Raw genomic sequence first — 22,424 nt, forward strand, 5'->3', positions numbered from 1 at the left:
CCACTTTGTACTTCGCTGGGGGCATCTATACAGATCTTTTCGCGGTGCATTCAATGGGGAGTATTGGGTATACGAGCTCGCCAAGGCAGGATCGGAGCTTTTCCACAATCATCGCGGGCGCTTCGACCATGGGGAAGTGGCCGGAATCATAGTCTCGCACAAGCGTCTCGGCGAAGCAGGCCATTGGCTCTGGATCTGCCAATCGCGCGACCCAGGTTGAGTTCAGGATGACGGCCGGGCAGGTGACCAATGGCCAGCGCGTCTCCGCATCCCAGCCGAAGAGGTCGTCCTTGACGTCGAGGGCGAAGCTCGCAGGCGCCGATGCGATCATGGCGTCGGTGATCATCTGGCGAAGCCCCTCGTCCGTCGAAGGATGGACGATACGGTCGATCATCGCGCGCATGCAGCCCTGATAGTCGGAGGCGAAGTCCTCATGGCGCCGGACAATCTCGTCATGCGGCACCCGGCCGTAATAGTCGCGGTCGGTCAAGGTATCGAGACCGAGCAACGCCTTGACCCGCTCCGGCGCGATGATCGCAACCTCCGTCATGATCGGGCCGCCCATCGAATGACCGATCAGGATCGCATCGACGATGCCGAGATTCGTCATCACATGCGCGACGGCGGCGCCCATCGCCTGGATCGTCTGGCCAGCCGTCGGCGGCGGTCGCATTCCGCCGAAACCGGGATGAGAGACTGCAAGGACCCGGTGATCGCGTGCCAGTTCGGGCGCGATGGCGTTCCAATGTTCGGCATTGCCGCACCAGCCATGGATCAGCACCAGCCAATCGCCTTCGGTTCCGAAGAGCCGGTAGCCGATCTGTCCGCCCATCGGGGCTTCCAGTGTTGCGAGAGGGGCGAAGAGAGGTTCCTTCATGGCTCAGCCCTTGATCCCGCTGGTGGTCATGCCCTGCGTGAAATATTTCTGCAGCAGCAGGAAAAGCAGGATGAGCGGCACGGTTGCGACCGTCGCGCCGGCAAATGTCTCACCCCAATTCGGCAGCTGCGTCGGTGAGCCCTGCTGGGCGATGGCCACCTGGATGACCTGAATAGCCGGATCCTGGACGATGACAAGCGGCCACAGAAAGCTGTTCCAGGAAAAGAGGAAGGTGATGAGGCCGAGCGTCAGCATCGGCACCTTCACATTCGGCAGCACGATCGAAAAGAAGATGCGGACATGGCCGGCACCATCCAGTCGCGCTGCATCCTCCAGCTCGATTGGCAGTTCCTCGAAGGCCTGCTTCAGGAGGAAGAGACCGAAGGGGCTGGCAATCCACGGGATCATGACCCCGAGAAGCGAATTGGAGAGACCGAGACCGGAAACCACCTGGTAGAGCGGAACCATCATCGCCTCGATCGGCAGCAGAAAGGTCAGCAGGATCAGCACGAAGACGATCCTGGCTCCGGGAAAGCGGATGCGTGTGAGCGAATAGGCAGCCATCGAGCAGAGCAGCAATGTCAGCGCAACCTGGCCTCCGGCAACGATGGCGGTGTTCATCAGCGCCGTCAGCACGTTGGTGCGCTGAAAGAGCGTGCGGTAGTTCTCGAAGGTGCCCTCGACGGGCAGGAAGGCGCGCCAGGAGAGGGGCGCGACGTCGTTAAAGAGCGTCAGCTGGTTCTTGAAGGACGAGGAGACGATCCAGGCATAGGGCGCCAGAAAGCAGCAGAGAATGACGACAATGACGAGACCGACCATGACGCCGCGCCGGAGATGGTGCTTCTTCATGTCAGTAATTCCACCGAGAGCGCAGCAAGGCCATCTGCGCCATGGAGATGGCGAGCACGACAAGCAGCAGCGCGACGGATAAAGCCGAGGCGTAACCGGCCTGCTGCATGATGAAGGCTGTGTTATAAATGTGATAGACGATCAGGTTGGTGCTTTCCTGCGGTCCCCCCTGCGTCATCAGGAAAGCCGGGGCGAAGGCTTGCAGCGAGAAAACGGTCATGATGACCACGACAAAGAGTGTCGTGCGGGAGAGCAGGGGGATCGTCACGTTCCAAAGAACCTGGCGGCGGGTCGCGCCATCGATCCGCGCGGCTTCCGTCAGTTCGGCCGGCAAGCCTTGCAGGCCGGCGAGGAACAGGATCGCCCCGAAACCCACCTGCTGCCAGAGTGTCATGGCGATCAGGGCCGGTAGCGCCTGGCTCGTCGAGGTGAGGAAAGGTTGGTTGGCGACACCGATGATGTTGAGGACGCCGTTAATCAGCCCATTCGAAGGGTCAAGCAGGAAGGCCCACATGGTGGAGACGACCACCGAGGAGGTCACGACCGGCAGCATGATCATCGTGCGCACGAGGCCGCGCGCCGGCAGCTTGGAGTTGAGAAACAGCGCCAGCGAGAAGGCGACGGGAATAACGAAGACGACGACGCCGAGCGCGAAGAGGAAGGTGACGCCAAAGGAAACGGCGGCGTCATCATATTCGACCATATCGGTGAAATTGCGCAACCCGACGAACTTGGCGGCGGCCGGGTTGAGCAGGGAGTAGTCATAGACGCTGTTGCGGGCCATGACGAGCAGCGGCACGTACTGGAAGACCAGCAACAGGATCATGAACGGCGCAAGAAAGCCGGCCGCAAACAGCCAATCCCGCTTCTGTCGCCTGGTGGCCGGCTTCCGCGTTCTTGGATCGGCCGAAGCCGTGGATGGGAGTTCTAGAACCGACATAGTTGCGCCTGTTGCTTAGCGATCGAGGACCCGCTGGACCTTCTTCTCGGCATCAGACATCAGCTCCGCCGGATCGCCGCCGAAGGCAACGCCGCGGAGAGCATCGGTGACGAGCTTGTCGTACTGGGCGAACTTCGGGCCCGGCGGGCGCGGCTGGCCCCATTCCTGCAACTGATCGACAAACACCTTCATCGGATAGGCGTTGTAGACATCGAAGCGGGAAAAGAGGCTTTTGAGCGTCGGGAGATTGCCGCGCTGGCTGACGTTCATATAGGCGTATTCGCCCGTAGACATGTCGACAACGAACTTCGCCGCGATCTCGGCATGCTTGGACCGTGCCGTTGCGCCGATCGTAGTCGAACCCGTGTGAACGATCGGGGTCTTGAAGTGCGGGATCGGGGTGATGCCCCACTCGATCTTCGGATCCTTGATCAGCGCGTTACCAGCCGCCGGCGTGTCGATGTAGAAGCAGGCCTTGCTGTCGAAGAAGGCGTTGGGAATGCCGACCTTGGGAGCGACACCCTCGGAGTTGAAGAGCGACTGATAGAATTTCAGGGCTTCGACCGCTTCCGGCGTGTTGAGATATCCCTCGACCGATTTGCCGTCCTTGGACAGGGCCCAGAAGGTCTTGTAGGCGGAGCTTTCTGGATCGGCGTTGGGGTCGCCGGCGGAGCGCTGATAGATCAGGTCCTGGTAGACGAGGCCGGGCTGGCCGTTGCCGAAGCGGGTCGGGCCGAGGCCCCAGACGCTCGGTGCGCCGGCCGGACCCTGCTGGCATGCCTTGAAGGCCGCCAGTGCTTCCTGCCAGGTCCACGCCTTGTCGAGCGTCTGGGGCGGCTTAATACCGGCGGCTTCGACCAGCTTCTTGTTGTAGTACATCGCGACCGTGGTCTGTTCGATGCCTGGCGAGTAGACTTCGCCCTCGTAGCTGTGCTCGGCCTTGGTGGCGGGAAGGATGTCTTCGTCCCAGCCCTTGGGCAGATATTTGGTCAAGGGCAGGAGGATGCCGGAGGCGGCATAAGATTGAGTGTTCGGCCCGTCATAGACGAGCACGTCAGGCGGGTTGGAACTGGCGGCCTGAACAGAGATCGTGTCGGCAAGCTGAGCGAACGGGACTTCGTTGATCTCGAAGGTGACGCAGGGGTTTTCCTTCTGCCAAGCCTCCATCGGCGCCGGGTAGGGGTAGTTGCCAGGGGTGCGCAGGATACGCAGCGTCACCGCCTCCCCGGTACAAGCGGGAGCGTCCTGAGCGAATGCTCCACTGCCGCCGAGCGCGGTGGCGCCAAGCAGGCTGGCGAGAAAGAGGGTGCGGGCATTCATCAGCTGTTCTCCTTGGTTTTATGATGTCGCATAGGCTGCGGTCGTCTCAGATGGCGCGACCGGTCTCAGGGTCGAAAAGGGACATGCGGTCGCGGGCGATGCGCAGCGACTGCATCTGCCCCTCGGACATGGCGTGCTCTGGCGCAAGCATGGCCGAGCAGGCGACGCCCTCGAGCGTGAAATGGACGAGCGTCGTCGGGCCGAGTAGCTCGGCCATGTCCACGGGCACCGTGAGGTCGGTTGCACCGTCAGCAAGGAAATGTTCAGGCCGCAGGCCGATTTCGACACGGCTGCCGACGAAGGCCATCAGTGGCTGGATCTTGTCGGAGGGCGCAGCAAGGCGCGCGCCCGCGATCACCAGGGTCGGCGTTTCACCGTCCATGACGACGTCGGCCGGCAGGATATTCATGGTCGGACTGCCGATGAAGCCTGCCACGAACCGCGTTGCCGGGTGCTCATAGAGTTCCTGCGGCGTGCCCTGTTGCTCGATCGCGCCCTTGTTCAGCACCACGACGCGGTCCGCAAGCGTCATCGCCTCGACCTGGTCATGGGTCACGTAGACCGTGGTGGCCTTCAATCGCTTGTGCAGGCGGCGGATCTCTGCGCGCATCTGCCCGCGCAGCTTCGCATCAAGGTTCGAAAGCGGCTCGTCGAAGAGGAAGACCGCGGGATCGCGGACCATCGCCCGCCCCATGGCGACACGCTGCCGCTGACCGCCCGAAAGCTGTTTCGGACGGCGATCGAGCAGGGCGGCGATGTCGAGAACCTTGGCCGCCTCCTCGACGCGGCGGCGGATCTCGGCCTTGGCCATGCCCGACAGCTTCAGGCCGAAGCTCATGTTCTGGGCAACGGTCATATGCGGATAGAGGGCATAGTTCTGGAAGACCATCGCAATGTTGCGATCGCGCGGTTCCAGTTCGTCGACACGACGATCGCCGATCCAGATCTCGCCATCGGTCAATTCTTCAAGCCCCGCCAGCATCCGGAGCGTCGTCGATTTCCCGCAACCGGACGGACCGACGAGGACAACGAATTCACCGCTGCGAATATCGAGGTCCAGTCTCTCGATCGTATTCGCCGAGGCGCTTTCGTAGGTCTTCCGCACGTTCTTCAGAGATACATCCGCCATGAGAATTCCGCTGTCCGCATTCACCACGCCCAAAGGCCACGATGAAGAATGCGGCGGATTATGTATTCTCGCAAGCGTTATTAGTATACAAACCTTGCTTTCTTGAGGCTGGCGTCAAGACTGCTTAAAAGGCAGGCCGAAAGGTGAAAAACTCCGCTAAGAATGCAAAAAAATTCATCAAAGGCGAGAAATCAGGAAAAATTTTCTCACCATTGTCCGAAAAGCGATGGACAGGCTGCCGAATTATCGTATTCAAGAAGGCGAAATTTGTATTCAAAAAGGAGATGCAGGTGGAGCTTAACCTTGCTGGAAAGACGGCACTGATCACCGGAGCCTCGCAGGGCATCGGCTATGCCATCGCGAAGGTCCTGGCTGCCGAGGGATGTCACCTTCACCTCGCAGCCCGCAATGGCGCAGCGATGGAAGAGCTCAAGAAGGAACTGGCGCAATACCCGGTCACCGTCACCGTGCACCAGGCCGATCTCGGTACGACCGAAGCGATGGTTGCGCTCGCCGACGCCTGCGGCGACTACGACATCCTCATGAACAATGCCGGCGATATCCCAGCTGGCTCGATCGAGGACGTGACGGACGACTCCATTCGCCGCGGCTTTGACCTGAAGGTCTTCGGCTACATCACCTTGGCCCGCGAGTTCTGGAAGCGGCGCAAGGGCAAGGGTGGCGTCATCATCAACGTCATCGGCAATTCCGGCGAGAACTGGGATGCCGCCTATTTCGCCGGTTCCACCGGCAATGCCGCTTTGATGAGCTTCACCAAGGCGCTCGGCGGTCGCAGCATGGATGAGGGCATCCGCGTGGTCGGCGTCAATCCCGGCCCGGTCGATACCCCGCGCATGTTCAAGATCATGAAGCGCAAGGCGATCGACATGCTCGGCGACGAGAGCCGTTGGGCAGAGCTCTACGACAAATATCCGAGCAAGCGTCCGGCAACTGCTGAGGAGGTCGCCGATCTCTGCGTTTTCCTGGCGTCGCCCAAGGCCGGCTATATCAGCGGGACTGTTGTGACGATCGATGGCGGCATCGCGGCGCGCGGTTCGGTGATCTGACCCATGGCCGATGCTCGCACCCGCAACCGCTATTTCGACGACCTGTTCTCCACGCCTGATCTTGCATGGATGGGGCAGAACACCAACCACGTCCCGACCCATCCGGCGGTGGCGGATGCCATGATCCGCTCCGTCGAGGCCGGCGAGTTCAATGCCTATGCCCCGCCGATGGGCTTCGAGGCCTTGCGCAGTGCGATCGTCACCGATCTCGGCGTATCCGCGTCCTCGGCCGAGGCGCTGGTCACCGAAGGCGGCGTCAACGCGCTCGCCATGATCTGCAAGGCGCGCGCCAAGCCGGGCACTACCCTTGTGACCACCGATCCGACCTGGAAGTGGCCGTGCCTCTTCGCCGAACAGGCTGGTGCCAAAGTTGTCCAGATCCCGATCTATGACCCATCGGTCCAGTACAAGCTGACGACGGACGCGCTTCGCGCTGCTGTCGATAAGCGCTGCGCAATCATCTACATCGTCGATCCGAACAATCCGCTCGGCATTCGATACGACCGCGAGGAGATCGAAGCTTTTGCCGAGATCGCCCGCTCGGTTGGCGCGCTTCTGATTCACGACTGCACCTATCGCGACTTCGCCGACGGGCACACGCCGGTTCTCAAGGTCGCACCCGAGGGCACCGTCGTTTCTCTGTCCTTCTCCAAATGGCTTGGTCTGGCCGGCATGCGCATTGGCGCGCTCGTTGCCGAGCCGAAACTGGTCGATGAGTTCGCGGCCGGCTCGACCTCGGTGCTCGGCGCATCGGTGGTGGCTCAGCGGGCTGCGATGGCCGGCCTCGCCGTCAAGCCGGAATGGATGAAGGACGTGCGCCGCATCGACAGCGCCAACAAGGCGATGATCATCGAAGCCGCCAAGGCCGCAGAGCTCCGGGTGCCGATCCCGGTTTCGCACGGCAACTTCCTGGTCCTCGAAACCGCATCGACCGGCGTCTCGCCCGAGGCCATCGTCGAAGCCGCCCGGCGCGATGGCGTGATGATCCGTCAGGGGCGCTACCATACGGCGACCTTCGGAGATCGCTTCATCAAGGTCTCGACCTCCGTGCCGTCGGCATGGGCAGAACGCTTCTGCGATAACCTGCAGGGCTACATCGAGACCGCCCGCACGCTGAACGACGTACCGGCCCTTTTCTAGGGCCGGTCTCATCATCGCCGACACGAGGCAGGAAGGCTCTCACATGGACGCGACGGCCCAGGACGGAACGAGACTTTACTACGAGACGGCGGGAGAGCGCGGAACGCCGATCCTGTTCATCCACGAGTTCGGCGGCAATTACGACGCTTGGGAACCGCAGATGAGCTTCTTTGCTCGTCGCCACCGCTGCATCACCTATGCGGCCCGCGGCTACGCACCGTCCGAGATTCCTGCGGATATGGAGATGTACTCACAGGCCATCGCCGCCGACGACGCCGTCGCCGTTCTCGATGCATGCGGCGTCGAGAAGGCCCACATCGTCGGCCTCTCCATGGGGGGCTTCGCCACGCTTCATTTCGGGCTGCGCACGCCGGAGCGCGCGCTGTCTTTGACGGTCGCCGGTGCCGGCTACGGCACGGAGCGGGAAACGGCCGAATATTTCCGCAACACGTCGCTGAAGGTGGCGGACAACTTCGAGAAGGATCCCGTTGAATTCTCGAAGATCTATTCGCTCGGTGCCAGCCGGGTTCAGTTCCAGAACAAGGATCCGCGTGGTTGGGCCGCCTTTGCGGCACGCTTGGCGCGTCATTCGGCCGTTGGTGCCGCCAACACCATGCGCGGCGTCCAGTGCCGGCGACCATCTTTCTGGGATCTCGAGGACCAGCTGAAGAAGATGATGGTGCCGACGCTGATCATGAGCGGTGACGAGGACGACCACTGCCTGCAGCCGTCGATCTACCTGAAGAAGATGCTGCCGGCGGCAGGTCTCGCAATCTTGCCGAAGACGGGCCACACGCTGAATCTCGAAGAGCCTGCGCTCTTCAACGCTCTCGTCTCCGATTTCATAGCCCAGGTCGAGCAGGACGCCTGGACGATTCGCGATCCGCGCGCCGATCCCGGCCAGGTGATGCGGACGGAGTAGGAGACATGGCGCTGCCTGCAATCTCGCCCGATCGTCTCTGGACCCGGCTGATGGCGCTTGGCGAACACGGGGCGCTCCCGGGTGGCGGTGTCAATCGACAGGCTTTGTCGCGAGAGGAGATCTCGGCCTGGCGGCAGCTTATTTCCTGGGGTTCAGAAGTCGGCCTCGAAGCGTCCACCGACCCGGCCGGCAACCTCTTTCTCTCCCTCGAAGGTCAGGATCCGAATCTGGCGCCGGTCCTCATCGGCAGCCACATCGACAGCCAGCCAACGGGCGGTCTTTTCGACGGGGCCTTCGGCGTGCTGGCTGCCCTGGAGGCGGTCACGGCGCTTGCCGAGGCGGGCGTCAGGCCGCAGCGTTCGATTGTGGTCGTCGGCTGGATGAACGAGGAGGGGAGCCGCTTTGCGCCTGGCATGATGGGCTCCGAGCTTTTCGCCGGTCGTCGAACGCTGGAGGAAGTCACCGTGGTCCGCGACGCGGATGGCATCAGCGTCGGCGAGGCGCTGGCAGGCCTCCATGCTGCCTTTCCCGCGCTGCCGCGTTGCCCGCTCGGCTTTCCCATCCACGCCTATATCGAGCCGCATATCGAGCAGGCAGATCTGCTTGAGAAGGAAAACGCCGTCATCGGTGTGGTCTCCGGCATTCAGGGCAAGAAGACCTACGACATCACGATCCACGGGCGGGAGGCGCATGCAGGCACCGAGCCTATGTCTCGCCGCCGGGACGCAGTGCGAGCTTTTTCTCGCATGGCGACGCGGATGCACGATGCCATGGACGGTCAGGACTTCATTAAGTTCACTATCGGCCGTGTGGTGGTCGAGCCCAATGCGCCCTCAGTCGTCCCGGCGAGAGTAAGTTTCCGGATCGACCTGCGTCATCCTGACAATGCGGTCCTCAAGAGCTGCGGCTGCCGCCTCGAAGACATCGCGCTCGCTGAAGCCGGCGCCTGCGAGCTGGAAATCCGTCGCCTCGTCGACGCGCCCTCCAACGGCTTCGATGCAGAGCTCGGTCATGCGATCCGTCGTTCTGCAGACCGCCATGGTTTTCCGCATCGCGACATCCTGTCCGCCGCCGGTCACGATGCGCGGCAGATGGCGCTTTTGGCGCGCTCGGCAATGATCTTCATTCCCTGCCGGGGCGGCATCAGCCACCATCCGGACGAATGGTCCGAACCGGATCACGTCGCTGCCGGCGCGACCGTTCTTCTCGACCTGCTTTGTGAGGAAGCCGGCCTTCCGCTTAACCAAGGAGATGCATGATGAGCACAGCCAATGACATGGCCGAAATGCCGGTCCAGCTGCCGCGCGACCCCGCCAACGCGGCCGAGGCGCGCAGCCGCTATTTCAATTCCGGCAACGCCTTCAACATCAAGCTGCCGCCGGTGCCAGGGCACATCTTCGTGGACGAGCCTGCCCGCGCGATGGCGATGGAAAAAACCGGCTTCATCGATTGCGACCAGTCGGACAAGCTGGAATGCGGTTTTTCCGCGACGACGCCGCTGATGCTGGCGCGCTATGCCGTCGTCAAGGCCGGAGAGACTCTCGATACGACGCTCGTAAACACGGCATCGATCTGGTACGTGATCCGGGGCAGCGCCGTACTCGTCGTGGGTGACGAGACTGCGACGCTCGGCAGGGGCGATGTCTTCCTTCTGCCGGGCGGCGTGACATCCGCGATCACAGCCGAGGACGATAGCGTCCTCTGGGCTGTCGGCAATGATCCGCAGCTGCGGTTCGACACGTCGGCCCCCGTGACTGGCAAGGACGCCGCCGTCCACTTCGTGCATTATCCGGCTGGCGAAATCACCCATCAGCTGGACGTGGTCTATGGTTCGAATGCCAACGCCTCGACATCCGGCCATGCATTGATCTTCTCGGCGGAGAAGACCGAGGCCGCACGCAACATCACGCCGACCATGACGCTGTCGCTGAACACGTTAAAGCCCAAGAGCGCGCAGCCGCCACATAAGCATAATTCCGCCGCCATCACGCTGGTCGTTGCCGGGGAGCCGGCCTATTCCATGGTTGCCGAACAGAAATGCGACTGGTCGCCCTGGGCAACGCTCGTAACGCCTGCGGCCGCCAAGCACAGTCACCACAATGATGGCGACACACGCGCCGAGTTCCTGATCGTGCAGGACGGTGGGCTCTATTACCATGCCCGCACGATGGGCTTCGAGTTCTACTGATGCGGCTGATCATCGACACCGATACGGCAGGGGATGACACCTATTCCCTGCTGCTTGCCATGAAGACGCCTGGGTCGACGCTGGAGGCGGTAACAGTCTGCGTCGGCAACGTTCCGTTCGACCAGCAGGTGGAAAACGCATTGGCCACCATCGAGGCAGCCGGCTTCTCTGGCAAGGTTCCCGTCTATTGCGGCGCCCGCCGTCCGATGGTCAAGCCTTGGGAAGCCTCCACCATGCACGGCAATGACGGGATGAGCGGTGCCAATCTGCCGATCGCCCGTCAGCGGCCCGAGCCGATCCACGCAGTCGATGCGATCATCGAGAAGGTGATGGCAGAACCCGGTGCGATCGATATCCTCGCCCAGGCACCGCTGACCAACATTGCGCTCGCGGTCATGAAGGAGCCGCGGATCGCCCGGGCGGTGCGCCACCTCTGGATCATGGGTGGCACCGACAATTCGGTCGGCAACATCACCCCTTGCGCGGAATACAACTTCTTCATCGATCCGGAGGCGGCGAAGATCGTCTTCGAGGCGGGCTTCAAGATCACGCTTTCGACCTGGACGCTGACCATGCGCTCCAGCCTGTTCGAAGCGGACCAGCTGGATGAAATCTTCGCCATGAAGACACCGCTCTCGGAGTTTTACCGCCGGGTGTCCGCGGTGCCGAGGCAGGTGGCGGAGACGCGCTATGGTCGTCCGATCAGCACTCATCCCGACTCGCTGACATGCGCCATCGCGCTCAACCCCGATCTGATCGAGAGCGCCAGGGACGCCGTCGTTCGGATCGAGACCACCGGCGAGATCACCCGAGGTTTCTCGGCGGTGCATCCGCCGGTTCTCGGAAATCGCTGGCCGGACTTCAAGGTCAACGCACGCGTGGTCGAGAAGGCATCGAACAGCGGCTTCTTCGACATGATGAAGCGAGCACTTGCCTAAGCGTTGGCTTCCTCTCGAACCGCGGTGATCTGGCGCGTCGTTCTCACCGCAGTTTGCGCTACAGGTCGTAGGTTCAGCTTCAGCTTACGCTCTGAGCGCCCAGCCGGTTGCCGCCAAATGCTCAAAAACTGCACAGCAAAGAGCGCATTATGGATGCAGAAAATAAGTAATTGTATCCAACATAACCGCAGCTCGCATGCATGTCCTGACTTTTGTCCGAGTTTGCCTCTCAAATTGCTGGCAGAGGCAGCAGATTGCAGCGAGATCCGAGTTTTATCCCCGCGTTTCAGTCTGGCATGGGCCTTGCTTGTATCTCGTCAATGAAGATTTGCATACGTGACAGGAGTGGTGCCGATGACTGACGGATCGATAACCTCGGTGGATGCTTTCGCTCGCACGCCGGGCTCCGGTGCCATGGGGTTGGTCGAATTGCTGAAGCCGACGATCGCGCGATCTACCTATGCGGCGCCCGCTCTCCTCGAAGCCGCGGACTCCGTCGATGACGGAAAGCCGCTGATCGAGCTGCGCAAGATTTCAAAGACCTTCGCGTCGACGAAAGCGTTGAGTGATCTCGACGTCTCGATCCGCCCCGGCGAACTTGTCACGGTGGTTGGTCCCTCGGGCTGTGGCAAGAGCACGCTTTTCAACATCCTCGCTGGCTTGGAGGAGCCCGATCCGGGAAACATCCTGCGCTTCAAGGGCGTGAGCTCCATGGCGTCCGATCTGCTCGGCAAGGTATCCTTCATGCCGCAGCGCGATCTGCTGCTGCCTTGGCGCAATGTGATCGACAACGCCATCCTCGCCCTCGAGATCGAAGGCAGGCCGCGTGCAGAGGCGCGCAAGCTGGCGATCGACATGCTGCCCGAGTTCGGACTCGCCGGGTTCGAGAAGCAATATCCCAACCAGCTGTCCGGCGGCATGCGCCAGCGCGTCGCGCTGATGCGGACCTTCCTGTTCAAGCGCGATCTTATGCTGCTCGACGAGCCGTTCGGCGCGCTTGATGCGCTGACGCGCACGATGATGCAGCGCTGGCTGCTCGATGTCTGGCAGAAGCATAAGCGGACGGTTCTGTTCATCACCCATGATGTCGACGAGGCGATCTTCCTGGGCGATCGCGTGCTGGTCATGACCGCACGGCCAGGCAAGGTAAAGCTCGAGCAGGCTGTCGACCTGCCGCGTCCGCGCAAGGCCGATATCGTCACCTCTCCCGAGTTCATCGCGCTGAAGAAGACCCTTCTCGCGGCGATCGAGGAGGAGAGCATGAAGTCCTTCCAGGTCGCTGGACACTGATCTTAGCATGAGGAAACAGATGATAACTGATCATTATTCGGGTCGCCCTGCCCATATCGCCGAGAGCGAATGGAAAGCGCGAGTTGACCTCGCCGCCTGCTATCGCATGGTGGCCCGTCTCGGCATGGATGACCTGATCTACAACCACATCTCGATGCGAGTGCCGGGGCACGACGACCAGTTTCTTCTCAACCCCTACGGTTTTCTGTTCGAGGAGATTACCGCGTCGAGCCTCGTCAAGATCGACATCGAGGGCAACACGCTCGATGAGACGCCCTATACGGTCAACAAAGCCGCCTTCGTCATCCATGGCGCGCTTCACAAGTCGAGCCACGACGCCGTCTGCGTCTTGCATACGCATTCCGATTCCAGCGTTGCCGTATCGTGCCAGAAAGACGGATTGCTGCCGCTGAGCCAGTTCGCAATGCGCTTCTATCAGCGCCAAGCCTTCCACGCCTATGAAGGCGTCGCCATCGATCTGGCGGAGCAGGAGCGCCTGATCGCCCACCTGGGTGGCAACAAGGTGATGCTGATGCGCAATCACGGCATCCTGACCATTGGCCGCACCCCCGGCGAAGCCTTCATGCTGCTCTACTATTTCGAGCGCGCCGCGCGCATCCAGCTCGATCTTCAGGCCGCGACAGCGTCCGGCGCACAGCTCGTCATTCCGCCGCACGATGTCTGCGAGAAGGCGGCCCGTCAGTTCTGGGAGAGCAAGGGCGATATTCTGATTGCCGGCGAGCGGGAGTGGCCGGCCTTTCTAAGGCAGTTGGACCGGGAAGGATCCGACTTCCGGCAGTAAACGCGTTTCTCGGGAGGGCATCAACAACAAGACGATAAGAGAGGGTACCATGCTCAGCAGACGTCATCTCATCGCGGCCTTCGCTGCCGCCTCCATCACGCTCCCCGCCTTCGGCCTTTATACCGCCCCGGCTAAGGCGCAAGATCTGGTGGATGCCAGCCTGCGCCTGAAGTGGCTGACCCAGGCGCAGTTCGCCGGCTTCTATGTGGCGCTCGAGAAGGGCTATTATCGGGACGAGGGCATCAACCTCACCATTAACCCGGGTGGCCCAAACCTCCTGACCGAGAACCTCGTCGCAACCGGCGCCGACACGTTTGGTCTGTCCGGCGGAACCGACAGCGTCTTTGCAGCACGCGACAAGGGCCTGCCAATCGTCTGCATCGGTGTCTCGCACCAGCAAACGCCGTTCGTCTTCGTGTCGCACAAAGACGGCCCGGTTCAAAGCCTTGCCGATCTGAAGGGCAAGACGGTCACGACTTGGTTCACCGGCGCCAACCATGTTCTCTCGGCCATGCTGGCGAAAACCGGCATCGACCCAAAGGACGCCAATATCCAGCCGCAGCAGGTATCCGTCACGCCCTTCGTCGACAAGCAGGTCGATGTCGTGACCGCCACCCGATACAACGAGCTCTACGTCATCAATCAGCGCGTCGGGAAGGACAACCTCAACCTGTTCGTGCCGGAGGACAGCGGCGTCTCCTTCCCGCGCGATACGGTGATCGTCTCCGAAGAGACCGCCGCCGAAAAGCCGGAGCTTGTCGAGAAGTTTCTCCGCGCCAGCGTCAAGGGCTGGAAGGAGGCCTTCGCCAACGAGAAGGAGGCGATCAACATCATCATGACGATCGCACCGACGCTCGATCGGGCCCAGCAGGAATTCATGCTGTCGGAAGTCAAGACGCTGATGACGGCAGGCAATGCCGCGACGAACGGTATCTTCACGATCGACAAGGGCGCGGTCGGATCGGCCAATGAGCTCCTGGCCACCTATGGCGTCATCTCGAAGCCCGTCGACCTGGACAAGGCGTTTAACGCGACCTTCATCGAGAGCATCCCGGCCGAGGAACGGCGGCTGTGAGCGGATCGATCGTACCTGCTGCAAACCTGCCCGTCGTCGCGACGGGCAGGATCTATGCGGCAGCAAGACCTTTCCTTTTGCTGGGGATCGGGCTGCTGGCAATCGAGGTCCTCGTCATGGCCTTCGGCATCCGACCCTTCTACGTGCCGAGCCCGAGCGCGATCGCCGCCAACATCGCAGCAACGCCGGGCGCCTATCTCGCCGGTCTTTGGCGGACGTTCCTCGAGACGGCGCTCGGCTTCGTCGCCGGCAGCCTGTTCGGCGTCGCAATCGCCATCGTCTTTCATCGCTGGACCGCGCTTCGCGAGCTGTTCTTCCCACTGTTCATCGTGTCGCAGACTATCCCGGTCATCGCCTTCGGCGCGGTGGTCGTGCTCTGGTTCGGCAATACGCTGTTTGCCAAGGCGGCGATCTCCTTCTACGTCAGCTTCCTTCCTGTCACCGTCAACGCCATCCTCGGCTTCTCATCGGTCGATCCGAAGCAGGTTGAATTGATGCGCAGCTTCGGTGCCAGCGATGGGCAGATCCTGCGCCGGCTCCACCTGCCGGCTGCCCTGCCGCAGATCTTCGTGGCGTTGAAGCTTGCTTCGTCCCTTGCCCTCGTAGGCGCAATCGTCGGCGAGTGGTTCGGCGATACGACCGGGCTCGGCGTGCTCCTGCTGCAAGCTATGTATAACGAGAACGTCGTCGGCATCTGGGCAACGATCGTCGTCTCCGCCTGCCTCGGAACGGGGCTGCACGGAGCCGTGTCGTACGCGGAGCGTCGCATCGTCTTCTGGGGAACAGAGCGATGAGCACACGACGCAAGGATTCCGTCCGCGAGGTCGGACGCGGCATGGCAGGCGCCTGTCTGATCGCTGTCATTTGGGAATTATCGGCGCGTGGCTTCGACCTGCCGGCCTATGTCCTGCCGTCCATCAGCACCATTCTGGCCGGCCTGATCTCGGACGCGCGCGCGCTTCTCGATGCGAGCGCCTTCACCGCCTTCGAGGCAATCGCCGGCTATGGGATCGGCTGTGTGATCGGCCTGTCGCTCGCGGTTCTCGTAACAGTCCTTCCCATCGTGCGCGGGATGGTCGTGCCGGTTGCGACGGCGATCAATTCGGTCCCCGTCGTGGCCTATTCTCCCCTGGTCCTGCTCTGGTTCGGCATGGGGGTGAGCTCCAAGGTGGTGATGGTTGCGGTCGCGGTGTCCTTCACCATCTTTCTCAGCACTGTCGCCGGCCTCGACCGGGTCGATCGCCGCAGCGTCGACCTCGTCCGTTCCTTCGGAGGGGGGCCGCTTGCGATCCTTTGGCGCCTGCGGCTGCCGACGGCGCTTCCGCTGATCATCGCCGGCATGCGCGTTTCGACGGTCCGCAGCGTGCTCGTGGCCATCGTGACCGAAATGCTGGGTGCCTATGGCGGCCTCGGCTGGGTCATCTATCAAGCCGTCTTGCAGATCGATTTCGTCAAGGTCTGGGCCGCCATCATCGTCGCCTCGACGATCAGCCTCCTGTTCTTCGGCGTGATCAGCTTCGTGGAACGGCGTTTCGTCTTCTGGAGGTAAACCTCGCATGACTCGACAGATACATTTCGGCCTCTTTCTTCTGGGGACCGGCAGCCATGTCGCCGGCTGGCGGATGCCGGGTGCGGTCGACAATTTTCAAGATATCGATCAGGTCCGCGCGATTGCTCAGGAAGCCGAGCGCGGCCTGTTCGACCTGATCTTCATGGGCGACAATCTGTATGCCGACCCCGCCGCTCATCCATCCTACACGGCGCGGCTCGAGCCCTTGACGCTGCTGTCGGCGATCGCCGGCGCAACGAAGCATATCGGGCTCGGCGCCACCGTCTCCACCACCTATAGCGATCCGTTCACCGTCGCGCGCGCTTTCGCCTCCCTCGACCATTTGAGCGGCGGTCGTGCAGCCTGGAACGCGGTGACGACGGCGAACCCCGTGGCGGCGGCCAACTTTGGGACCGTCCATCCCGATCATGCCAAGCGCTACGAGATCGCCGACGAGTTCCTGACGGTCGTGCGCGGCCTATGGGACTGCTGGGCCGATGACGCGCTGGTCGCGGACCGCGAAACCGGTCTCTATATCGATCCCGCCAAGGTTCGGTGTCTTGATCATCAGGGCACGCATTTTGAGGTCAAGGGACCGCTCAATATCGGCCGCTCGCCGCAAGGCCAGCCGGTCATTCTGCAGGCCGGCGGTTCGGGACCGGGACAGGATCTGGCTGCCAAATCCGCGGACGTCGTCTTCTCCGTCACGCAGGATCTCGACGAGGCGCGCAGCTTCTACCGGTCGGTCAAGGATCGCCTGCCGAACTATCAGCGCTCGGAAGACAGCATGATCATTCTTCCCGGCGTCATGCCGATCGTCGGGCGGACGGAGCGCGAAGCGCATGACAAACTGGCAGCGCTCCAGGGCTTCGTCAGCGAAACCAATGCGCTGGCACTCCTTTCCGATCGCTTCGGCGTCGACATGAGTGTCTACGATCTCGACGGACCCATCCCCGAAGGCTTGCAGCCCTCCGACAGCTATCACGCTTTCGCCAAGGTGATGCTCGACAAAGCGCGACGCGAGACCATGCGGCTGCGGGATGTCTATAATCTCATTGCTGCAGCACGCGGGCACTGGGTGCTTTGTGGCACGCCCGATCATATCGCCGACACCTTCGAGAATTGGTTTATGAACGGCGCTGCCGACGGTTTCAACATCATGCCGTCGCACTTTCCAGATGGCCTGACCGATTTCGTCGACATGGTCGTCCCGATCCTCCAGGCGCGGGGGCTTTATCGCACCGAGTATGAACGCGGCACGTTGCGGGACCGGCTCGGTCTCGCACGGCCGGCCCGTCAGTAGGAGGGCTTGATGGAAATGCCGGTTCATGGTTTCCAGACGGTGGATAGTCTGGACTTCCGCCGTGGCATGTCCCGTCTCGGCGCCGCGGTCAACATCGTGACGACGAAGGCCGCGGATGGTCCCTACGGCTTTACCGCATCAGCCGTCTGCAGCGTCAGCGATACGCCAGCAATGCTGCTTGCCTGCTTGAACCGCACGAGCTCCTGCTTCCCGGCCTTCGAGAAGGCGCAATATTTCGGCGTCAACACGCTCTCTTCCGGTCACGAGGCCTTGTCGAACCTGTTCGGCGGCAAGACGGCAATGGCCGAGCGTTTTGCCGGCGGACAATGGAGGGAAGGGTGCAGCGGATCACCCTTGCTCGCCGATGCGCTGGTTCACTTCGAGTGCGAGCTGGTCCAGTCGCTCGACCTCGGAACGCATCGCGTGCTCTTCGGCCGCGTCATCGGCCTCGCCACCGGAGACTGCGAGGACGCCCTGTTCTATGTCGCGCGGCGCTATGCGACCCTCAGCACGCGAGAGGCATGACAACGCCATTTACGGTCGCTGGTCCTGCTGCTGGCTCGGAAAAAGGCGCAACGTTTCGTAACCTGATCTCATCCTTCATCCGGCGGCGGGGTCTACCGTGGCGTGGATCATCGGACCCCGTTCCGATCCAGCGGAAGGCAGATCAATGCGTGCGACACTCTCTTTACGTCCTCCCCAACGTCTCTTCCTGATGACGCTGCTTCCGTGTCTTCTCGGCTCCGCTTCGGTCGCCGCGGCCGAAGACGGGATGGCCGTCACGGTCGTCGTCGCTCGCCAGGCGGCGGTCAGGGAGCAGATCGCCGTCATCGGCACGCTGGCGCCACGAGAGGAAATCGAGGTCCGGCCACGGGTTGAGGGTCGGGCGCTCGAGCAGCTCCTGGTGGAGGTGGGACAGCATGTCGAAAAGGACCAGCCTCTGGCCATACTCGACATGGCGGATGCCCGTCTGCTCCTCGACAAGAATGACGTGAACGGCGCCAGGGCCAGGGCCTCGGTCGCGGTGGCGGAAAGCAGGGTCGCGGTCGCGGCGGTGACGGAGACGGAAGCCGAGCGCACGCTCACACGAAGCCTCGCTTTGCAGCCGAAAGGAGCCGTGGCACAGCAGGTGCTCGACCAGCATCAAAATGCCCATGCGCGCGCCGTCGCGGAACTCGGCCTTGCCCGCCAGTCGCTGGTGCTCGCGAAAGCCGATGCCGATCTTGTCGAGCGGGAGCGGCGGGAGATCGAACTCTCCATCGCGCGCAGCACGGTCCGGGCTCCCGAGGCAGGTCTCGTTCTGTCCCGCCCGGCGCGCATCGGCAGCATCAGCTCGTCCGAGGGCGAACCGCTCTTCACGCTGGCCGAGGACGATGCCGTCGAGCTCGTCGCGCAAGTGCCGGAAACCACCTTTCCCCGTCTCGTCGAGGGAATGTCCGCCGCGATCAGCCTGCCCGGACAGAGAGACATATTCGAGGGGCGCATCCGGCTGAAGGCGGCGCGGCTCGATGCGGCGACGCGAAGCGGCGAGATCCGCGTCGCGCTCGCTTCGGGCGAGGGGGCAGTTCCGGGCATGTTCGCCCGCGCCACGATCGATGCCTCGTCGCGGCGCAACATCCTGCTGCCGCAGACGGCCGTGGACAGTGCGCGCGGCCGGCACAGCGTCTTCGTCGTGCGAAACTGCATCGTCGATGCACGCCAGGTGGAGGTCGGCCTGCGCCAGGATGGCCTGATCGAGATCAGCGCCGGGCTGAGCGAGGGGGAGATGGTGGTGGTGAGATCGGGTGGCTTCCTCAAGCCGCAGGATCGGGTCCGGCCGATGACCGCGATGACCGATCGGCTGCCCAGGGAGCGGGTCGCCGCATCCTCGCTTGCCGTCGCTGAAGGGGAGGTCGCCCGATGAACACGATGTCCGCCTGGGCGATCCGCAAGCCGCTCCCGTCGATCCTGCTGTTCATCGTGCTGACGATCGTCGGCCTCTTTAGCTTTTCCCATCTGCCGATCACCCATTTTCCGACCATCGTGACGCCGACGGCCACGGTCACGGTCGAGCAGCCGGGCGCAACCCCGGGTGAGCTGGAAACCGAGGTCACGCAGCCGGTCGAAAACGCCATCGCGTCCCTGCCGGCCATCAAGGAGCTTGCTTCGTCGATCGCCGACGGGCGCTCGGTCACTACCGTCGAGTTCGAACTCGGACTGGTCTCGCCGGATCGGGCCATGGATGATGTGCGCGATGCCGTCGCTCGCATCCGCGGCGATCTGCCGGCGACGATCGACGAACCGGTGATCGAGCGGGTGGAGGAGGAGGCGCAGTCGGTCGTGACCTATGCCGTCGCCAGCCACGCGCTGAACATGGCAGATCTCTCCTGGCTCGTCGACGACGAGATCGTCCGGCGGATTCAGGGGCTCCCCGGCGTGGGCAGGGTAGAGCGCGTTGGCGGCGCCAATCGCGAGATTCATGTCGCGCTCGATCCCGACCGGCTTCAGGCGCTGTCTCTCTCGGTCGCCGGCATCAACGAGATCCTCGATCAGACCCAGATCGATCGCTCCGGCGGGCGGAGCGTGGTCGCGGGGCAGGAGCAGATCCTAACGACGGCGGCAGCGCCGCGCTCGGTCGCCGATCTCGCCGCGCAACGGCTGGCGCTGGCCGGCGATGCCTCGGTCCAGCTGTCGGATGTGGCCAGCATCAGCGACACCACGGTGGAAGCGCGCACCGGCGCGACCTATCAAGGCGAAGAGGTGGTCGGCTTCAGCATCTATCGGTCGCAAGGCGCAAGCGACGTGGCCGTGGCGTCTGCCGTTGCGGATGCGGTGGCGACAATGGCCGCGGAGAGACCCGATATCCGGTTCAGGCTGGTGGACGAAAACGTCTCCTACACGGCCGGGAATTATCACTCGGCGCTGCAGACCCTCGGCGAAGGCGCGCTTCTTTCGATCATCGTCGTCTTCCTCTTTCTACGTGATTGGCGCGCGACGCTCGTTGCCGCCACAGCCCTGCCGCTGTCGATCATCCCGACCTTCTTCGCCCTCGACCTCATGGGTTTCTCGCTCAACATTCTGAGCCTGCTGGCGATCACCCTGGTAACCGGGATCCTCGTCGACGATGCGATCGTCGAGATCGAGAATGTCGTGCGCCACCGCAATATGGGCAAATCGGCCTATCAGGCGGCGCTCGACGCCTCGGACGAAATCGGGCTCGCCGTCATCGCGATCTCGGCGACGATCATGGCCGTCTTTGCACCGGTCGGGCTGATGAGCGGTGTCGTCGGCCTCTATTTCCGCGAGTTCGGCCTGACGGTGGCCGTGGCCGTCTTCTTCTCGCTTCTCGTCGCGCGCCTCATCACGCCGATCATGACCGCCTATGTCATGACCGGGCAGCCGCCGCGCGAGGTGCCGCAAGGCTGGGCGCTGAGACGCTATGAGGCCATCCTGCGCGGGACCCTTCGCTGGAAGGGGCTGACGGTGATGCTCGCCGCGGTGCTCTTCGTGCTCTCGATCCTGTCGCTGAGCGCCGTGCCGACAACCTTCCTGCCGGCGGAGGATACGGGGCGGCTGATACTGACCGTGGAGCTGCCGCCCGGAGCCACGCTCGCCGACACGCGGCTCGTGACCGACGAGATCTCCGCCCGCGCCAGCCGGCTGGACGAGGTCGAAGGCGTCTTTGCCCGCACCGGCGCCAGCATGGGCGGCGAGCAGGATGTCCGCCATGCCGTGGTCTCCATCGACCTCAAGCACAAGACCGAGCGGCAGAGATCGTCTTTCGCGATCGAAGCGGAACTGGCGAAGGCCTTCGCGTCGATCCCTGATGCGCGCCTGCGTTTCCTCAATGATCGCGGCGGCCGCGATCTGTCCTTCGCGGTGCTCGGTCGCGGGGAAGCGGTTCAGGATGCGGCCGCCGCGATCCTTCGCGAAATGGGCTCCGACCCCACTTTCGTGGCGCCGGCAAGCGACAGCGGTGCCATGCGTCCCGAACTTCGCATGTCGGTCTTGAGCGACAAGGCGGCGATGCTCGGCGTTTCCGCAGCGGCGATCTCCAGCACGCTGCGCATCTCGACCGTGGGGGATGTCGACGCCAGGCTGGCGAATTTCATCGATACCTCGCGCCAGATCCCGATCCGGGTGACGGTCGATCCAGCCATGCGGGGAGATCTCCCCCGGCTGGAGGTGCTGATGGTGCCGTCCAGCAAGGGTGGGAAAGTACCGCTCTTATCCGTGGCCGAGCTCACCTTCGACGAGACGGTCGCCTCGATCGACCGTTTCGACCGCCAGCGGCGGATCGAGATCGGCGCTGACATAGCGCCAGGCGTGACGACGGGACAGGGGTTGCAGCGGGTCTACCAGCTCGAAAGCGTCAAGGGTCTGCCCGCAGGCGTGTCAATCCAGGCGACAGGCGACTCCGATACGGAAGGCGATGTCTTCGGGAGTTTTGCCGTCGCGATGGGCGGCGGGGTCATGCTGGTGCTGATCGTGCTCGTCCTGCTGTTCGGCAGCGTCCTGCCGCCGCTGACCATCTTGGCCTCCCTGCCGCTCTCGATCGGCGGCGTGGCAGCGGCCCTGCTGCTCAGCGGCTCCTCCCTCTCGCTTCCCGTCGTGATCGGCATCCTCATGCTGATGGGGATCGTCACCAAGAACGCCATCATGCTGGTGGAGTTCGCGGTCGAGCGGGAGGCGCGGGGTCATGGCCGCGTGGACGCCGTGGTCGAGGCCTGCCGCGAGCGGGCGCGGCCGATCCTCATGACGACGCTCGCCATGATCGGCGGCATGGTGCCCTCGGCCTTGGGCGTCGGCGATGGCGGCGAATTCCGCGCGCCGATGGCGATTGCCGTCATCGGCGGCCTCCTGGCCTCGACGCTCCTGTCGCTGATCGTCATCCCCTCGCTGCACCTTCTCGTCTCGTCTTTCGGCGATGCCGCGCGACAGCTCTTTCGCGTGGTTCTCCAGTCGCCCGCAGCCGAGCGCTAGCATCCAGAAAGCCCAAGCTCTGTCCGTCCCCGTCGGGCGGAGCGTCAGGGGAGGCTGACCGGATTTCCGGTCG

Annotated in this window: 20 protein-coding genes; 15 read left to right on the forward strand and 5 right to left on the reverse strand. The window is 63.0% G+C overall.

Annotated features, from left to right (window positions below):
* Positions 1-25 precede the first annotated feature (25 nt).
* The 5 genes from ACLE20_RS11680 to ACLE20_RS11700 form a co-directional block, all read right to left on the reverse strand.
* On the reverse strand, positions 26-877 hold the full coding sequence (locus tag ACLE20_RS11680) for an alpha/beta fold hydrolase (RefSeq protein WP_410940454.1): 852 nt from the start codon (positions 875-877) through the stop codon (positions 26-28).
* Positions 878-880: 3 nt separating this feature from the next.
* On the reverse strand, positions 881-1,726 hold the full coding sequence (locus ACLE20_RS11685; protein WP_410940455.1) for a carbohydrate ABC transporter permease: 846 nt from the start codon (positions 1,724-1,726) through the stop codon (positions 881-883).
* A 1-nt stretch (position 1,727) separates the two neighbouring features.
* Entirely contained in the window at positions 1,728-2,552 is an 825-nt protein-coding gene (locus ACLE20_RS11690; RefSeq protein ID WP_410940456.1) for a carbohydrate ABC transporter permease, read from the reverse strand.
* A gap of 129 nt (positions 2,553-2,681) precedes the next feature.
* The gene (locus ACLE20_RS11695; protein WP_410940457.1) at positions 2,682-3,986 is read right to left on the reverse strand and encodes an ABC transporter substrate-binding protein; all 1,305 of its coding nucleotides are present in this window, start codon (positions 3,984-3,986) and stop codon (positions 2,682-2,684) included.
* Between the two features lie 46 nt (positions 3,987-4,032).
* A complete protein-coding gene (locus ACLE20_RS11700; RefSeq protein WP_410940458.1) occupies positions 4,033-5,115 on the reverse strand; it encodes an ABC transporter ATP-binding protein in 1,083 nt (360 codons plus the stop codon).
* A gap of 290 nt (positions 5,116-5,405) precedes the next feature.
* Between ACLE20_RS11700 and ACLE20_RS11705 the strand changes: the two genes are divergently transcribed.
* The 15 genes from ACLE20_RS11705 (at position 5,406) to ACLE20_RS11775 (ending at position 22,351) form a co-directional block, all read left to right on the forward strand.
* Positions 5,406-6,182, forward strand: coding sequence for an SDR family oxidoreductase (locus ACLE20_RS11705; RefSeq protein ID WP_410940459.1), 777 nt, complete (start codon positions 5,406-5,408; stop codon positions 6,180-6,182).
* A 3-nt stretch (positions 6,183-6,185) separates the two neighbouring features.
* Positions 6,186-7,322 (forward strand): pyridoxal phosphate-dependent aminotransferase, encoded by a 1,137-nt coding sequence (locus tag ACLE20_RS11710; RefSeq protein WP_410940460.1) that lies wholly within the window; start codon positions 6,186-6,188, stop codon positions 7,320-7,322.
* A 43-nt stretch (positions 7,323-7,365) separates the two neighbouring features.
* On the forward strand, positions 7,366-8,244 hold the full coding sequence (locus tag ACLE20_RS11715) for an alpha/beta fold hydrolase (RefSeq protein WP_410940461.1): 879 nt from the start codon (positions 7,366-7,368) through the stop codon (positions 8,242-8,244).
* A gap of 5 nt (positions 8,245-8,249) precedes the next feature.
* Entirely contained in the window at positions 8,250-9,503 is a 1,254-nt protein-coding gene (locus tag ACLE20_RS11720) for a Zn-dependent hydrolase (RefSeq protein WP_410940462.1), read from the forward strand.
* Positions 9,503-10,432, forward strand: a complete 930-nt coding sequence (locus ACLE20_RS11725; RefSeq protein ID WP_410940463.1) for a cupin domain-containing protein — start codon at positions 9,503-9,505, stop codon at positions 10,430-10,432. Before ACLE20_RS11720 ends, ACLE20_RS11725 begins: the two co-directional genes overlap by 1 nt.
* Complete coding sequence (locus ACLE20_RS11730; protein ID WP_410940464.1) at positions 10,432-11,370, forward strand: nucleoside hydrolase; 939 nt, start codon at positions 10,432-10,434, stop codon at positions 11,368-11,370. The genes ACLE20_RS11725 and ACLE20_RS11730 overlap by 1 nt, the downstream gene beginning before the upstream one ends.
* 354 nt (positions 11,371-11,724) lie before the next feature.
* Positions 11,725-12,660, forward strand: coding sequence for an ABC transporter ATP-binding protein (locus tag ACLE20_RS11735; RefSeq protein WP_410940465.1), 936 nt, complete (start codon positions 11,725-11,727; stop codon positions 12,658-12,660).
* Positions 12,661-12,679: 19 nt separating this feature from the next.
* Entirely contained in the window at positions 12,680-13,462 is a 783-nt protein-coding gene (locus tag ACLE20_RS11740) for a class II aldolase/adducin family protein (protein WP_410940466.1), read from the forward strand.
* A 49-nt stretch (positions 13,463-13,511) separates the two neighbouring features.
* Positions 13,512-14,537, forward strand: a complete 1,026-nt coding sequence (locus ACLE20_RS11745; RefSeq protein ID WP_410940467.1) for an ABC transporter substrate-binding protein — start codon at positions 13,512-13,514, stop codon at positions 14,535-14,537.
* A complete protein-coding gene (locus ACLE20_RS11750) occupies positions 14,534-15,331 on the forward strand; it encodes an ABC transporter permease (RefSeq protein WP_410940468.1) in 798 nt (265 codons plus the stop codon). Before ACLE20_RS11745 ends, ACLE20_RS11750 begins: the two co-directional genes overlap by 4 nt.
* The gene (locus ACLE20_RS11755) at positions 15,328-16,086 is read left to right on the forward strand and encodes an ABC transporter permease (RefSeq protein ID WP_410940469.1); all 759 of its coding nucleotides are present in this window, start codon (positions 15,328-15,330) and stop codon (positions 16,084-16,086) included. The genes ACLE20_RS11750 and ACLE20_RS11755 overlap by 4 nt, the downstream gene beginning before the upstream one ends.
* Before the next feature lie 7 nt (positions 16,087-16,093).
* Complete coding sequence (locus tag ACLE20_RS11760) at positions 16,094-17,389, forward strand: LLM class flavin-dependent oxidoreductase (RefSeq protein ID WP_410940470.1); 1,296 nt, start codon at positions 16,094-16,096, stop codon at positions 17,387-17,389.
* Between the two features lie 9 nt (positions 17,390-17,398).
* Positions 17,399-17,914 carry a flavin reductase gene (locus tag ACLE20_RS11765; protein WP_410940471.1) on the forward strand — a complete coding sequence of 172 codons (516 nt, stop codon included), beginning with the start codon at positions 17,399-17,401 and terminating at the stop codon, positions 17,912-17,914.
* Positions 17,915-18,104: 190 nt separating this feature from the next.
* Positions 18,105-19,292: an efflux RND transporter periplasmic adaptor subunit gene (locus ACLE20_RS11770; protein ID WP_410940472.1), complete on the forward strand. Its 1,188-nt coding sequence runs from the start codon at positions 18,105-18,107 to the stop codon at positions 19,290-19,292.
* Positions 19,289-22,351, forward strand: coding sequence for an efflux RND transporter permease subunit (locus ACLE20_RS11775; protein WP_410940473.1), 3,063 nt, complete (start codon positions 19,289-19,291; stop codon positions 22,349-22,351). The genes ACLE20_RS11770 and ACLE20_RS11775 overlap by 4 nt, the downstream gene beginning before the upstream one ends.
* The last annotated feature ends 73 nt before the right edge of the window (positions 22,352-22,424 follow it).

The organism is Rhizobium sp. YIM 134829 (assembly GCF_046546455.1).